The organism is Paenibacillus sp. FSL R10-2199 (assembly GCF_038000235.1).
Classification (GTDB): Bacteria; Bacillota; Bacilli; order Paenibacillales; family Paenibacillaceae; genus Paenibacillus_AQ; species Paenibacillus_AQ phytohabitans.
In genome coordinates, this window is record NZ_JBBOBO010000001.1 from 777,092 (window position 1) to 792,472 (window position 15,381).

Below are 15,381 nucleotides of genomic sequence, written 5' to 3' on the forward strand. Positions count from 1 at the left end.
CGTCACCTCGGCCCTCCGCAGCATTCATGCCGCTGGCATATATGTATGTCTTGTCCTATCCCACATCAAATAAATCCAAGTAAAATTTACCTTTATATACTTCATACCCTAGTATACACGAAATCAATCCCGGGCATCCCTGTTATGATGTGCAAACACTCAAATCTGCATACAAAAAAGCCCCCGCCTATTCCATTCAGAACAGAGCGAAGGCTTACTGTAGGCAAACTAATCAATAACAATGGCCACAACGATTGACATGATGAAGAATCCTGCAGCCAATCCAACTGTTACACGCTGCAACACAAGCTCCATACCGCGTGCTTTTGTTTTACCGAAGAGATGCTCAGCACCGCCGGAGATGGCACCGGAAAGACCCGCGCTTTTCCCTTTTTGCAGAAGAACGACCGCAATCAGACCTACGGCAAAAATCAGAAGCACCACTTTCAAAAAGATATCCATTCACTTCCACCTCCTACGTCCAAGCATCACTATCTATGCTAAATTGGAATTTCCGTTTCATAAACAGCATTCTTATTTTATCATAGCCATAGATTGAATACAACCTTACAAACCGCATTCTATCAATATGCTACTACTAATGTTCTCAGGTTTGTTTTCTATAGGAGACAAGAACGAGCAGCAACAGACCAGAGATAAATAATATAGGCACAGAGAAGAAGGCATACCCGATCCCCTCCCAGCCTCCAATTACAGTGAAACTTAGAACCAGCAATATCATACTGCCCAGTAAACCAGTGATCCCCGGATAAAAAACAGTTCTGCTCCGCATGCGCCCGGTCCGCGACAGCACCCAGCTGAGAATGATTAGAAATATCCCCACACCTATACCTGCAACAATAGCGTTCATGCCCACTCTCCTTCCAGTTATCTACAATTATAGAATAACCCACTAGAAGCATCCGAGGCAACCTCGCTGATCGCATTGCACTTTCGGATCTAGAATCCAAAAAAAAGACCTGCCGAAGCTCGGCAGGCCCTTTAAATATAGGGTCAAAAGAAATTATCTTTTGAGGTTGTAGAAGGATTTCAGGCCGTTGTATTGAGCCAATTCGCCCAGTTCATCTTCGATGCGAAGCAACTGGTTGTATTTAGCAACGCGGTCTGTACGGGAAGGAGCACCCGTTTTGATCTGGCCAGCGTTAGTCGCAACAGCGATGTCTGCGATTGTGCTGTCTTCGGATTCACCGGAACGGTGGGAGATAACTGCTGTGTAACCAGCACGTTTAGCCATTTCGATAGCATCGAAAGTTTCTGTCAGTGTACCAATCTGGTTAACCTTAACCAGGATGGAGTTACCGATACCTTTTTCAATACCTGTAGCAAGGCGCTCAGTGTTAGTAACGAACAAGTCGTCACCAACCAATTGGACTTTGTCGCCCAATTTTTCAGTAAGCAATTTCCAGCCATCCCAGTCGTCTTCGGACATACCGTCTTCGATGGTGATGATTGGATACTTCTCAACCCATGAAGCAAGAAGGTCAACATACTCAGCGGAAGTGTAAGATTTACCTTCGCCTGCAAGTGTGTATTTACCGTCTTTGTAGAACTCAGTGGAAGCAACGTCCATACCGAGGAATACGTCAACGCCTGGTTTGTAACCGGCTTTTTCGATCGCTTCAATGATGGTAGTGATTGCTTCTTCATTCGAACCAAGGTTCGGAGCGAAACCGCCTTCGTCACCTACAGCTGTGTTCAGGCCTTTGGATTGCAGTACGGATTTCAGGTTGTGGAAGATTTCTGCACCTGTACGAAGAGCTTCTTTGAAGCTTGTAGCGCCTACAGGAAGAACCATGAACTCTTGAACGTCGATGTTGTTATCGGCATGCTCACCACCGTTGATGATGTTCATCATTGGTACTGGAAGAGTTTTAGCGTTGAATCCTCCCAGGTATACGTACAAAGGAATATCCAGAGCTGCTGCAGCTGCACGAGCTACGGCCATGGATACTGCCAGGATTGCGTTAGCGCCCAGCTTGCCTTTGTTAGGAGTTCCGTCCAAAGTGATCATCAATTTGTCGATGCCCACTTGGTCAAGAGCGTCCATACCGATTACTTCTGGAGCGATAATTTCATTTACGTTCTCAACAGCTTTCAGAACGCCTTTGCCCATGTAACGGGATTTGTCGCCGTCACGAAGCTCTACAGCTTCATGAGCACCAGTGGAAGCGCCGGAAGGAACGATAGCGCGGCCTTTAGCACCGGATTCAAGATAAACGTCAACCTCTACTGTCGGGTTACCGCGGGAGTCAAGGACTTCGCGAGCATACACATCAGAAATAATAGTCATGTAAGTTTAATCTCCTTTTAACTTTGGTTTTAGTGTAACAATGTAACTTAGGGTATTACCTATTTGCGGCTGGCAATCATGGATTGTCCGGTCATTTCCGCAGGCTGCGGAAGTCCCATCAGATCTAAGATTGTCGGTGCTACGTCTGCGAGAATACCGGATTCGCGCAGTACTACATCTTCAGTCGTAACAATGAAAGGAACAGGGTTGGTAGTATGGGCTGTGAACGGACGGCCGTTCTCATCGAATACCATATCCGCATTGCCGTGATCGGCAATGATGATTGCAACGCCGCCTTTGGCAACCACTGCATCCACAACTTTACCTACGCATTCGTCCGTCACTTCAACTGCCTTAATAGTAGGCTCCAGCATGCCGGAGTGTCCAACCATATCAGGGTTAGCAAAGTTCAGGATAATGGCATCTTGTCTGTCTGCTTCGATCTCCGCTACGCAGGCCGCCGCCACTTCGTATGCGCTCATCTCAGGCTGCAGATCATAGGTTGCCACTTTCGGTGAGTTAATCAGGATGCGTGTTTCGCCGGGAAGCTCCTCATCACGTCCGCCGCTGAAGAAGAAGGTAACATGCGGATACTTCTCAGTTTCCGCGATACGCAGCTGCTTCTTGTTCTGCTGAACCAGCACTTCACCGAGCGTGTTGTCCAGGTTCTTCGGGGAGTAAGCCACGAAGCCTTGAACCGTCTCGCTGAAGGTTGTCAGACATACGAAGTGCAGACCTTCAGGGAACTTAGGGCCACGGTCGAAACCGCGGAAGTCAGAGTTCGTGAATACTTGCGACAGCTGAATGGCACGGTCAGGACGGAAGTTAAGGAAAATGACAGAATCGCCGCTTTCCACTGTCGCAACCGGGTTGCCCAGGCTATCTACAATCACACTTGGCTCTACAAATTCATCATACACAGAATTCTGGTAAGATCCAGTGATTGCCTGAAGTGCATCGGTATATTTAGGACCTTCGCCATACACCATTGCACGATAAGCCTTCTCTACACGTTCCCAGCGTTTGTCACGGTCCATGGCATAATAACGTCCGGATACCGTAGCAATCGTACCTACGCCAACCTCTTCGATCTTGGCTACCAGTTCCTGAATGAACTTCTGTCCACTGTCGGGTGGTACGTCGCGGCCATCCATGAAGGCATGAATATAAACTTCATGCAAATCTTCTTTTTTGGCCAGATCGAGCATCGCGAACAGGTGGTTAATGTGACTGTGCACGCCGCCATCGGATACAAGTGCATAGAGGTGAAGCTTTTTGCCGGTTGTTTTGGCGCTTCTCACCGCAGCAACCAGCGTTTCGTTCTCGAAGAATTCCCCATCACGGATAGACTTATCGATGCGGGTCAGATCCTGGTATACGATCCGGCCTGCGCCGATGTTAAGGTGCCCTACTTCAGAGTTACCCATTTGTCCTTCCGGCAGACCTACAGCTTCACCGCAAGCGGTAAGTGTAGTGTTCGGATATTGTTTCAGGTAACGGTCGTAGTTCGGTTTGTTGGCTTGGGCAACTGCGTTGCCTTCATCCGTATTACGCAAACCGAAACCGTCCATGATGATTAGAGCTACAGGTTTTGGTGCTGACATTCTTATTTCGCCCCCTCAACGAGTGAAACGAAGGAAGCAGGCTGCAGGCTGGCACCGCCGACTAGAGCGCCGTCGATGTCGCTTTGACTCATGTACTCCGTTACATTCTCAGGCTTCACGCTACCGCCGTATTGGATACGGACAGCTTCAGCAGTTGCTTCATCGTACAGGCCTTTTACAAGGGTACGGATGTAAGCAATAACTTCATTAGCATCCTGGGAAGTAGAGGATTTACCTGTACCAATAGCCCAGATAGGCTCATAAGCGATAACTACGCTTGCTGCCTGTTCCGCGCTAAGTCCGGCAAATGCCGCTTCAGTCTGCACTTTGCATACATCTTTAGTCTGGTCCGCTTCGCGCTCTTCGAGCTTTTCGCCTACACAGACAATTGGAGTAATACCATGGCGGAATGCCGCATGCATTTTTTTGTTGACGATTTCGTCCGTCTCGCCGAAGTATGCACGGCGTTCGGAGTGGCCGATAATAACGTATTCCACGCCGAGATCTTTCAGCATTACACCGCTGATCTCGCCTGTGTAAGCACCGTTATCTTCGAAGTGAAGGTTCTGAGCACCAATTTTGATGCTGGTGCCTTGTACCGCTGCAACAAGTGCAGGCAGGTTAGTGAATGGTGCGCAGATTACAGTCTCTACGCCTTCAACTTCCGCCTGGCCTTTGATTTCAGCGATGAAGCCTTCGGCTTCCGGAACGGTTTTGAACATTTTCCAGTTGCCGGCAATGATAGGTGTTCTACTCATAGTAATGGAATGCCTCCTTCTACCTTCTACGTCTTACTTGTCGTTCAGTGCTTCTACGCCTGGAAGTGCCTTACCTTCCATGAACTCGAGTGATGCGCCCCCGCCAGTGGAGATATGATCCATTTGGTCTGCGAGGTGGAATTTCTCAGCAGCTGCCGCGGAATCACCACCGCCGATTACTGTGTAGCCTTCGGTAGTTGCGCAAGCCTGGGCTACAGCAATTGTACCTTCAGCGAAGATATCAATTTCGAATACGCCCATAGGTCCGTTCCAAACAACCAGCTTGGAGTTTTTGATGATATCGGCATAAATTTCACGGGTTTTAGGACCGATGTCCAGACCTTCCCAGCCAGCAGGAATTTCAGTCACATCTACAATTTTGGTGTTGGCATCTGCGCCGAACTTGTCAGCGATAACTACGTCAACCGGAAGCACAAAGTTTTTGCCGAGTGCTTTGGCTTTTTCGATAAATCCAAGCGCAGCATCGATCTTGTCGTTGTCTACCAAAGAATTTCCGATTTCGTAACCTTGTGCTTTGGTGAAGGTGTAAGAAAGGCCGCCGCCAATCAATACGTTGTCAGCCAGAGTCAGCAGGTTGTCGATCACGTCAATTTTGTCTTTAACTTTGGATCCGCCGATGATCGCAGTGAAAGGACGTTCAGGATTGGACAGGGCTTTGCCCAGAACGGACAATTCCTTCTCCATCAGAAGGCCGGATACTGCAGGCAGGAAGTGAGCGATACCCTCTGTCGAAGCATGGGCACGGTGAGCCGCACCGAATGCGTCATTGACGAACAGGTCAGCCAGTTCAGCGAACTGCTTAGCCAGTTCAGGATCGTTCTTTTCTTCACCTTTATAGAAACGGACATTCTCAAGCACAAGCACGTCGCCTTCGTTCAGTTCAGCGATTTGTGCTTTTACCGCTTCGCCAATCGCTTCATCAGCTTTGGCTACCGGTTTGCCGAGCAATTCGGACAGACGTACAGCTGCGGAAGTCAACCGCATGGAATCGACGAATTCACCTTTAGGACGGCCCATATGGCTGGCCAGAATGACCTTTGCACCGTTCTCAATCAGGTATTTAATTGTTGGAAGGGTTTCGCGGATACGGGTATCATCAGTGATCTTACCGTCTTCCACTGGCACGTTGAAATCCACACGCACGAATACGCGTTTGCCTTTTACTTCTACATCACGGACACTTTTTTTGTTCATGATTAACATTTCCTCCACACCCAAAATTGGTTCATTCACGAATCCATTTCATTTAGAAAGAGCGGAAACAGACTTTCATTGTTTCCGCTCTATTGTACTGCCTATATAAAATCGGTATTATTGAGCAAGTTTAGCGAATTTTTCTAGAGTACGAACGAGCTGTGCAGTGTAGGACATTTCATTGTCATACCAAGCAACGGTCTTAACCAGTTGTTTGTCGCCAACAGTCAGAACTTTAGTTTGTGTAGCATCGAACAGGGAACCGAAAGTCATACCCTTGATGTCGGAAGATACGATTTCATCTTCAGTGTAGCCGTAAGTTTCCGGATCGGAAGCTTCTTTCATGGCTGCGTTGATTTCTTCAACAGTTACGCTCTTATCCAGAACAGTAACCAGCTCAGTCAGGGAACCCGTAGCTACAGGCACACGTTGTGCTGCACCGTCAAGTTTGCCTTTAAGTTCTGGAATTACCAGGCCGATTGCTTTTGCAGCACCGGTAGTGTTAGGGATGATGTTCTCAGCAGCAGCGCGGGCACGTCTGAAGTCGCCTTTAGCGTGTGGAGCATCAAGTGTATTCTGGTCACCTGTGTAAGCGTGGATAGTAGTCATCAAGCCTTCGATGATACCGAATTTGTCGTTCAGAACTTTGGCCATAGGAGCCAGACAGTTCGTTGTGCAAGATGCGCCGGAGATTACTGTTTCGCTACCGTCAAGGATGTCATCGTTAACGTTGTAAACAACAGTCTTCATGTCGCCTGTAGCTGGAGCGGAAATAACTACTTTCTTAGCTCCGCCTTTAAGGTGCTTTTCAGCTGCTTCTTTAGTTGTGAAGAAACCTGTGCATTCCAGAACGATATCAACGCCAAGCTCTCCCCAAGGAAGTTCTTCAGGGTTGCGGTTCGCCAGAACCTTAACATCTTTACCGTTAACTTTGAAGAAGCCGTCGTGAACTTCAACATCGCCTTGGAATTTACCTTGAGTTGTATCATATTTAAGCAAATGAGCAAGCATCTTAGCGTCAGTCAAGTCATTGATTGCTACCACTTCGATACCTTCTACATTTTGAATACGGCGGAATGCAAGGCGTCCAATACGTCCAAAACCGTTAATACCAACTTTTACACTCATTGAATAGTTCCTCCTAGATTTCGTTTTATTTATTCAAGACAAGCCGTGAGGCTCGTCAAGACAACAAGGTTAAGTATAATGCATAATACCTTTGCGCGCGTCCCATAAAATGGAATCTATAGGACCTCTTGCAATTGTTTGTCGATTTCTTTGCCGATTTCGATAGCAGCCGCCTCGTCTGTTACGAGAATATCCTCTTGGCCGAACCGCAGCATCGCATGAATGGCCTTAGCCTTGCGTTTGCCGCCGGCAATACCGATGACAACTTCTGTACGGATAATGTCTTCCAGGCGCAGCCCCATGGTCAGCATGGTATGAACCACCTCGCCATTCTCATTGAAATAATATCCGAACGATTCGGCTACCGCACCCTCGTCCTGAATCTCTGAGATAGTACCGGGGTCCAGCTTGCGGCGGTGAGTCATTTCAATGGCATCGCCAATTCCATGCACAATAATACGCGATCTGCGGATAATCTGCACAATCTCTCCAATATTGGAGTCCAGTGCGAGCGACTGATAGGCATCGCCGCTGAGCAGATCAGGCACATGCAGCAGACGGTAATTGGCACCAATCCGTTTGGCCATGGTCGAAGCAATGGTGTTGGCTTGGATCTCCATGCTCTCTCCCAGTCCTCCGCGCGCCGGAACTACCCAGGCGTTCTTATAGGAAAGGGATAGCGGCGGGGTCAACTGATCGGCCATTTCGGCCAGGGTCGATCCGCCTGTGACGGCAATCGTATCGTCACTGCGCAGTACACTGAGCAGTGCCTTCGAACCTGCACGCCCCAGTTCACGTTTGGTGAACAGCGAGGTCTCGCAGTCGCCAGGTACAACAACTACTTTACTGAGACCGTACGTAGTACGAATTTTCTCTTCCAGATCATCCAGGCCGAAGAGGCTCTTGGCGATCGGCTCCAGCAGGTCAAGCAGTCTGCGACCGGCTTCGCTAATGCGCATGCCGACGCTCTCGATCTCAATGAGCCCTTGCGATTTCAGAAGATCCGTCTCGGCGCGCAGCACCCGCTCGGTCATATCAAGCGAGGCGGCAAGCGTTCTGCGCCCAATAATATCGGACAGCATGATCTGATGTAGAATCGTATACCGTCTCTTAAGGGTTTCCATGAGATCAGGCAGAAGCTGCTTTTGGATTTCCAATAAATTACGCATGCTTTCACTCCTGCAACTTCGTCTTTCTCTTTTCCCTTGTTCGTGGTCTCAAAATGTCCCGGGTTAACTTTTTAAGTCCCACCCATATTCTACCCAAAACTGACGCCGAGTGCAAGTGTTCCGAGACTATAATTCTCAGACCCGTTTCATCTTATACATCTGCCGGTCTGTGAGAGGTAACCACGCCCTTAAGCACATGACTGAAAACCTCCATCACCTGACTGTCAAGTGGGAAGCTATCATCTGCCTGGGAGCCGGAAAACTATTTTTTTGCACGACGGGTTTTACACGTTGCTTTTATGCAATAAGTGTATTATAATAATTTCTGTTGCGCCCGTGGTCCAATGGATATGACGTAGGCCTCCGAAGCCTGAGATCCAAGTTCGATTCTTGGCGGGCGCGCCATTATTTTCACTTTTGTACATAATTTAGCAATGCTTATATTATATTTAACCAAAGAGCCGCTTGATGGCTCTTTTTTTTGAATCTAAGTTTGACTTTCTTTGACTTTTTGTTTGAATTTGTTTATCATGTGGTTAATACGGTAACAGTAAAAAATGAACACATTCGAAGCACCAATTTCAAGGAGGTTTTCCACGTGAGTTATATTCCTATGGTAGTAGAACAGAGCAACCGCGGTGAGCGCGCTTATGACATCTATTCCCGCCTGCTGAAGGACCGCATCATTTTCCTTGGAACGGAGGTTAATGACGTGGTAGCCAATTCCATCATCGCACAAATGCTCTTCCTGGCTGCCGAGGATCCGGATAAGGATATTCACCTGTATGTAAACAGCCCTGGCGGTTCCATTACAGCGGGTATGGCTATATTTGATACAATGCAGTACATTAAACCGGATGTATCCACCATCTGTGTAGGGATGGCCGCTTCCATGGGTGCCTTCCTGCTGAACGCCGGCGCCAAGGGCAAACGCTTCGCCTTGCCGAACAGCGAAATTATGATTCACCAGCCGCTCGGCGGTGCCCAGGGTCAGGCTTCGGATATCGAAATCCGCGCCCGCCGCATCATCAAGCTGCGCGAGAAGCTGAACCGTATCCTGTCCGAACGTACGGGCCAGCCGATCGAGAAGATCGAGAAGGATACCGACCGCGACTACTTCATGAGTGCTGCCGATGCAGCTGAATATGGCATTGTCGATAAAGTCATTGAGAAGACCTTGCCGACTGGCGTTTAATTTCTATACTTCACCAACACATAAAGAGGCTGCCACGGACCTACAGGTCTGCGGCAGCCTCTTTATTTGGCATATATACTGATGTTTCACCTCAAGGTTCCATATCCCAGGGCATCCAGCTTGCCGGCAATCACCCGGTAGCCCCTGCCGTTCGGATGGATATGATCCAGGAACAGCAGCCCCCGCTCATTTCCGGCAAATTCATGATAAATGGAAGCAAACCCCACAACATAACTGCTGTAGCCGGCAGCATAGCGGTTGAACTGCCGCACCCAATCTGTAGCCGCATCCACCTGAGGATACGGATTATAGAGACCTACAATCCGGATAATGTAAGGACTTCGCGTACCCGCCTTCAGCTGTGCCAGAGTATTCATAATATCACTGAAATTCCGTTTGCATTCCCGGAGCGCTTTTTGCAGATATCCATTCAGCTCACCTGGCCTCCCCGCTGCGGCTTTGGCGGCCTTAATCAGATCATTGCCGCCAATAGAGACGGTGATGATCTCCGCATCCTTAACCGCAGAACGAAAGCCGCCATCTGTCTTGAGACGCTGCTCCAGCCCTGCTGTTGTCAGACCGTTCACTCCAAGATTCGCTGAAGCCACCGGAGTCTGCAGCCGCCCTTCCGCCATCCGGCGGTAGACGGGGACAAATCCGTTCCCGGGCAGAGCCCCGAATCCGGTCGTTAATGAATCTCCAATGGCCGTATATTGATAGACCATATCCTTCCCTCCCCGCTATAAGCTGCTTGCTTTCTTTAGCTTATGACTGCCTCGGGGATGTGGTAACGGCAGGGCAGCCTTAATAGGCCCGCAAAAGAAATCCTGCCCTTATGTCTCCGGAGGAAACGCATGGGCAGGATATATGAAACTACTATATTATTTCAGTGCAGCGAACGGACTGCTTCCGTCCGGCAGCAGCTCTTTGAAGCTGAAGATTACCTCCGGGAAGCCTGTAGCGTATGCAGTATACTCATATTGCTGGAAGAAGAGCACGGCTTTGCCCTCTTTCAGATAGAAGTATTTCTCTGTATTCAGGCCTGTGAATCCTCCCAGATAACCTCCGTTTGCTTTGATTTCAGTAGATACCTTGGCATTCAGCTGTTTCTTGTAGTTAGGATTAGCCTTGAACAAATCCCCCAGCAGCAGGCGTTTACCGTCTTTAAGTGAGAAGGTAAAGGCATTGCGGATAGTCGATCCATGTGCACCGCCGGTATATCCGTATTGATTCGTGATCAGACTGAGCACGCCGTCCTGATTATAAGTGACCACATAACCGCCTTCGAATTCATACGGACGGTCGTCCTCGGATTTAAGGGAGATTTGATCTTCGGCGTAAGCCGCGTATTTCTGAATCGTCTGTTTGATTGTATCATTGATTGCCTTCTCAGCCTCGCTACTTGCAAGACCGCTGACCTGTGGATAATCCAGCTTGATTGGTGCATCTTTATGGTCCTTAACATAGCTCTCAGTCTTTATAGTTACCGCATTTTGCGTTCTCTTCATCACATTGAGCCGTCCCGTTGCGGCACTCCAGTCACCCTTGTAGCCTAAGTAATCGCTGAGCAGGTCAAACGAAACATAGAAGCGGTTATCCATATTCTTCACTTCATATTCGCCGATAAAATAATTGTTCACTTTAATCGTAGTATAGTATTCAGTAACCGTCAGTTTAGTTTGTGTAGTACCTGTACCGATGGTATACGTCTTCTCTGCTTTATCATAAGATAGCGGCATCCCCAGCGCATCGCGCATAAACGTTACCGGAATCCATACCTTTCCGTCCTGGAAAAGCCCCTTCTGCGCTGCAATCTTGCCGTTTACCTTCAGTACTACCGGGGAGGATGCAGCCTTCACCTGAGCAGCTGCTGGAGCTGCCTGAGTTATACCTGCCGGTATTGCGGCTCCACCGAGCAGCATTCCCGCTGCAATCATTCCTGCGCCCCATTTACGGGCGTATTTCTTCGAAGTATCATTCATTTTCATTGTTGTTCTTCCCCTTCCGCTGGTGCGATGTATTATGACGTGATGTGTTCCCTCAGCTTCACTCTTCCTATTATAGGGATAAGAAGGTCGGCGGATGTTACAATGCGCTTTACAGTTTCTTAAGGATTGAAGAGTCTTTCTAACAACCTTATTACATTTATTTAAACAATTTGAGAGATTTCAACGAAAATTTCTCCTAAAAAAGGCGCCGCCCTGCCATAAACAGCAGAGCAAGCGCCTCTTCGCGGTCACTTTATTTCAATTCATAGGTTACGCTCAGCTGAGTGGTTACTTTAACTTCTCCGGGTTCAACAGAGCTTCCGGCAGCTGAATCATTCGCTGCTTTGGACATGGCGGCCTGTTCAACGAAGACAACCGGGTTATTCCCGTCGTCGTTCTGAATGACCGTTACCACCTGCCCGAGTCCGCGTTTCGCCGCTTTAGCAATCGCTGCCGCTTTTACATCTGCATTCTGCATTGCTTTTTCGATAACCTGTGCTTCAAAGGCTGATGGATCTTCGATCGCAAAGCTTGCATTGCCGATATTGTTCGCTCCTGCCGTCGATGCTGCATCCAGCAATTGTCCGACCTTAGTCAGATCACGGTAGGAAATCTTCAGCGTATGCTGGGCATTATAGCCTTTAACCTGCTGGCCTTCCTTTTCGCTATAGATGTAATTAGGCTGTACATAGAACTGCGTGCTCTGAATATCCTTGTCCGCAATTCCCCAGGTTGTTTTGAATAATGCAGTCAGCTTCGCAATCTTTGCCGCGGTACCCTTCTGCGCCTCTTGTGCAGTATCAGCCGTGGTAGTTACCCCGATGGAGAGATAGACGATATCCGGTTTGATCGCAAGTTCGCCTTTACCGACTACGTTCACAATATTCTTCTGCACCTCATCGGCAGCGTAAGCCTTTTCAGGACCTTTTAGCACCCCGCTCAGCCCCATTCCTCCTATAATCAAGCTTCCTGCCAGCAGCACTGCTCCGATTGATTTGCCAAATTTCATCATGCTTGCCATCCCCTTTCGTTTCTTTAAGTTGTTGGTACCCTCTAGACGGACCAGCATGGCAAAAGTTGCATATCCTATGTACGTTATTTAATAATTTATTCCGTCTCTATCCAGAAACGCCGGATGACATTTCCGTCCTCCTCAATATATTCGCTATCCTCTACTCCGCCATTCTTGCGGATCGTCCGTTCCGATGCTGTATTGACGGCGTCGCAGACCACGAGTGCCTTCTCTATACCCAGTTCAGCAGCTTTCACGAGGGCCTGCTTCAGAAGTTCACTGGCATACCCCTGTTTGCGCTCCGAAGGGACCACGCCATAGCCGATATGCCCGCCTGTACGGAGTAACGCTTCCGTCAACCGGTGTCTGATGTTCACGGCAGCCACCACCCGCTGATCCGTTGTCACCAGCCAGAAGGTTGAACTGCTCACCCATCCGTCTTTGATATTCACACCGCCGGCATGCTCACGCAGAGACTGAAGCATCCCGGCAAAGTCAGCAGGATCGATCTCGACTACCCAGGGAACGAATGATTCTCCGCTGGCCTTCCACTCTTCATAAAATGCCAGATAGGGCTCTCTGAGAGCTTCTGTAGGCTCCACTAATGTTACCTCACTGCCTTGGATCTGCATCTGTGTATCTCCCCTTATACATAAATAATATGAAAAAAAGCCCCTAAGGGCTTTCGGTAAGACGTGTACCATTTATTGATTCTCGAGTTCTTCCTTACTTACAAGACTTGTCAAAGCGGTTACAGCTTGTTCCGCATCTGCGCCATCTGCGCTGATATAAATCTCCGTACCGGAACTGATCGCAAGGCTCATAATGCCCATGATACTTTTGGCGTTAACTTTTTTATCGTCTTTTTCCACGAAAATCTCCGACGAAAACTTATTAGCTTCTTGCACAAACAATGCTGCCGGCCGAGCATGGAGCCCCGTCTTCAACCGAACAACTACCGGGTGCTTTGTCATGAAACGCTTACCCCCTATTTGAGATCTGCCCAAAAATTTCACATTAATTTTATAATATTATATCATTATAACCTCTACCGCACTAGAAAAAAAATAATCAACTGCCCCGCACCTTGTCAGCCAGCTCATCAATTTTGCGCAAACGGTGGTTTACGCCTGATTTACTGACGGTGCCGCCCAGCATATCGCCAACTTCCTTCAGGTTGATATCCGGGTGTGCAAGTCTGATTTCCGCAACCTCGCGCAGCTTATCCGGCAAGCTTTCCAGTCCCACCTCACGCTGCAGCAGCTTGATATTCTCAATCTGGCGTACCGCGGCGCTGATCGTTTTGTTAAGATTGGCCGTTTCGCAGTTGACGATCCGGTTAACGGAATTACGCATATCGCGCATGATCCGTACATCCTCGAATTTGAACAGTGCCTGATGGGCTCCGATCAAACTTAAGAATTCAATAATCTTCTCGCCTTCCTTGATGTATAGGATGAAGCCTTTCTTGCGTTCTATGCAGCGGGCATTCAGGTGAAATTCACCAGCCAGCTCCACGAGCGCCTTGCAGTGCTCCTCATACATCGAAGCGATTTCCAGGTGATACGAGGAACCCTCCGGATTATTCACCGAGCCGCCAGCCATGAAGGCCCCGCGCAGGTAAGCACGCTTGCAGCAGTTCTTGCCGACGATTTCATCATCGATCCCATCGGTGAAGATGAAGCCTTCCGAGACAATCCGCAGATCCTTCAGGATCTCCTGAACCCGGTTTGGGATTCTTACGATATAGACGTTATTCTTCTTCAAACGCATTTTTTTACGCACGAGCAGCTCGATATGGACCTGGTAATATTTCTTAAGTAAAGAATATACCCGCCTTGCAATCGCGGCGTTCTCCGTCGAAATGTCGAGAACAACCTTTTTGCTCGAAAGCTGCACCGAACCATTCATCCGGATCAGCGCTGACATTTCCGCTTTCTCACAGCAGGGCTGGCTCTCGACCATCGTCAGCTCTTTTTTGGTAAGGGCCGCAAAAGACAAGGGGCTCACCTCTTTCATGTTAACTCTTTCTGTCAATCCAATCCTGAACCAGCTGGAAAATATGGTGGCTAAGCTTATCTGTATCATGCCGCAAATAGGTTTTAAATAATACCAGTTTGTCGGCAATCACCTTATATCCGTTGCCGTCAACGACATCGCGGTCAAGCTGCACCGGACGTGCGCCTTTCTCGGCATATTTGATCTGTACCTGCTCCGGGATCTCTCCGTCGTTCACAATTACATAATCGAACAGATGCAGTCCGATATGGTCGTATACCGCCTGAAGATGATCACTGACCGTATAATTATCCGTTTCACCGGGCTGGGTCATTACATTGCATACAAATATTTTGATCGCATCCGAGGCCACGACAGCTTCAGCCAGCTTCGGCACCAGCAGATTCGGCAGAATGCTTGTATACAGACTGCCCGGACCGAGCAGAATGGCATCCGCATTCCGGATCGCCTCCAGCGCCTCCGGCAGAGGCTCCACATCGGCAGGCTCCAGGAACACACGTTTGATTATACCGCCGGCCTCCGGTATTTTGGATTCGCCGGTAATCAGGGTACCATCCGACATCTCGGCGTGCAGTACCACCGCTTCGCCTGCAGCGGGCAGCACCCGGCCGCGGACGGCGAAAAGGCGGCTAAGCTCTCTGACTGCCGTAACGAAATCCCCGGAGATGTCTGTCAGCGCTGCCAGAATGAGATTGCCCAGGCTGTGTCCGGCGAGGCCCTCTCCGGTACTGAAACGGTAGCGCATGATCTGCGCCATCAGAGGCTCCACATCGGCCATAGCCGTCAGTACGTTACGGATATCCCCCGGAGGCGGCATTTGCAGCTCACTGCGCAGAATCCCGGAGCTCCCCCCGTCATCTGCCACGGTTACGATAGCCGTAATATCCAGCGGCTTCTCCTTCAATCCCCGAAGCATAACAGACAGCCCGGTACCGCCGCCCATGACGACGATCTTCGGACGCTGCCCTTGTTCTTCAGTCAC

The 15,381-nt window shown here is 49.0% G+C and carries 16 protein-coding genes and 1 tRNA gene; 2 read left to right on the top strand and 15 right to left on the bottom strand.

The genetic code is table 11. The features are described 5' to 3' along the window. Nucleotides 1–228: 228 nt before the first annotated feature. The 8 genes from secG to NYE33_RS03285 form a co-directional block, all read right to left on the bottom strand. On the bottom strand, nt 229–462 hold the full coding sequence (secG, locus tag NYE33_RS03250; RefSeq protein WP_042132758.1) for a preprotein translocase subunit SecG: 234 nt from the start codon (nt 460–462) through the stop codon (nt 229–231). A 145-nt stretch (nt 463–607) separates the two neighbouring features. Then, nucleotides 608–871, bottom strand: a complete 264-nt coding sequence (locus tag NYE33_RS03255; protein ID WP_341064778.1) for a YesK family protein — start codon at nt 869–871, stop codon at nt 608–610. A 153-nt stretch (nt 872–1,024) separates the two neighbouring features. Beyond that, nucleotides 1,025–2,311: a phosphopyruvate hydratase gene (gene eno / locus NYE33_RS03260; protein WP_039302434.1), complete on the bottom strand. Its 1,287-nt coding sequence runs from the start codon at nt 2,309–2,311 to the stop codon at nt 1,025–1,027. Between the two features lie 59 nt (nt 2,312–2,370). Continuing rightward, complete coding sequence (gpmI, locus tag NYE33_RS03265; RefSeq protein WP_042132756.1) at nt 2,371–3,915, bottom strand: 2,3-bisphosphoglycerate-independent phosphoglycerate mutase; 1,545 nt, start codon at nt 3,913–3,915, stop codon at nt 2,371–2,373. Nucleotides 3,916–3,917: 2 nt separating this feature from the next. Next, entirely contained in the window at nt 3,918–4,673 is a 756-nt protein-coding gene (gene tpiA / locus NYE33_RS03270) for a triose-phosphate isomerase (protein ID WP_039302428.1), read from the bottom strand. A 33-nt stretch (nt 4,674–4,706) separates the two neighbouring features. Continuing rightward, nucleotides 4,707–5,888: a phosphoglycerate kinase gene (locus NYE33_RS03275; protein ID WP_042132755.1), complete on the bottom strand. Its 1,182-nt coding sequence runs from the start codon at nt 5,886–5,888 to the stop codon at nt 4,707–4,709. A gap of 117 nt (nt 5,889–6,005) precedes the next feature. Next, nucleotides 6,006–7,016 carry a type I glyceraldehyde-3-phosphate dehydrogenase gene (gene gap, locus NYE33_RS03280; RefSeq protein WP_039302421.1) on the bottom strand — a complete coding sequence of 337 codons (1,011 nt, stop codon included), beginning with the start codon at nt 7,014–7,016 and terminating at the stop codon, nt 6,006–6,008. Nucleotides 7,017–7,132: 116 nt separating this feature from the next. After that, complete coding sequence (locus tag NYE33_RS03285) at nt 7,133–8,185, bottom strand: sugar-binding transcriptional regulator (protein ID WP_042132754.1); 1,053 nt, start codon at nt 8,183–8,185, stop codon at nt 7,133–7,135. Nucleotides 8,186–8,515: 330 nt separating this feature from the next. On the opposite strand from NYE33_RS03285, the gene NYE33_RS03290 reads away from it, so the two are divergent. Together NYE33_RS03290 and clpP are read left to right on the top strand one after the other, a co-directional pair. Beyond that, a tRNA-Arg gene (locus tag NYE33_RS03290) sits at nt 8,516–8,590 on the top strand. A gap of 193 nt (nt 8,591–8,783) precedes the next feature. Next, entirely contained in the window at nt 8,784–9,380 is a 597-nt protein-coding gene (gene clpP / locus NYE33_RS03295) for an ATP-dependent Clp endopeptidase proteolytic subunit ClpP (protein WP_042132753.1), read from the top strand. An 86-nt stretch (nt 9,381–9,466) separates the two neighbouring features. Here the strand turns inward: clpP and NYE33_RS03300 are convergent, their stop codons facing one another. From NYE33_RS03300 to NYE33_RS03330, 7 genes are all read right to left on the bottom strand, one after another. Further along, a complete protein-coding gene (locus NYE33_RS03300; protein WP_042132752.1) occupies nt 9,467–10,105 on the bottom strand; it encodes a GDSL-type esterase/lipase family protein in 639 nt (212 codons plus the stop codon). A 156-nt stretch (nt 10,106–10,261) separates the two neighbouring features. Further along, complete coding sequence (locus tag NYE33_RS03305; protein ID WP_052421607.1) at nt 10,262–11,368, bottom strand: PdaC/SigV domain-containing protein; 1,107 nt, start codon at nt 11,366–11,368, stop codon at nt 10,262–10,264. Nucleotides 11,369–11,621: 253 nt separating this feature from the next. Further along, nucleotides 11,622–12,380 carry an SIMPL domain-containing protein gene (locus NYE33_RS03310; RefSeq protein WP_076243422.1) on the bottom strand — a complete coding sequence of 253 codons (759 nt, stop codon included), beginning with the start codon at nt 12,378–12,380 and terminating at the stop codon, nt 11,622–11,624. 95 nt (nt 12,381–12,475) lie between these two features. Beyond that, complete coding sequence (locus NYE33_RS03315; RefSeq protein ID WP_076243421.1) at nt 12,476–13,012, bottom strand: GNAT family N-acetyltransferase; 537 nt, start codon at nt 13,010–13,012, stop codon at nt 12,476–12,478. A gap of 72 nt (nt 13,013–13,084) precedes the next feature. Further along, complete coding sequence (locus NYE33_RS03320; RefSeq protein WP_036651317.1) at nt 13,085–13,354, bottom strand: HPr family phosphocarrier protein; 270 nt, start codon at nt 13,352–13,354, stop codon at nt 13,085–13,087. 97 nt (nt 13,355–13,451) lie between these two features. Continuing rightward, complete coding sequence (gene whiA / locus NYE33_RS03325; protein ID WP_039302402.1) at nt 13,452–14,381, bottom strand: DNA-binding protein WhiA; 930 nt, start codon at nt 14,379–14,381, stop codon at nt 13,452–13,454. Between the two features lie 19 nt (nt 14,382–14,400). Continuing rightward, a complete protein-coding gene (locus tag NYE33_RS03330) occupies nt 14,401–15,342 on the bottom strand; it encodes a gluconeogenesis factor YvcK family protein (protein ID WP_042140618.1) in 942 nt (313 codons plus the stop codon). Nucleotides 15,343–15,381: the final 39 nt, after the last annotated feature.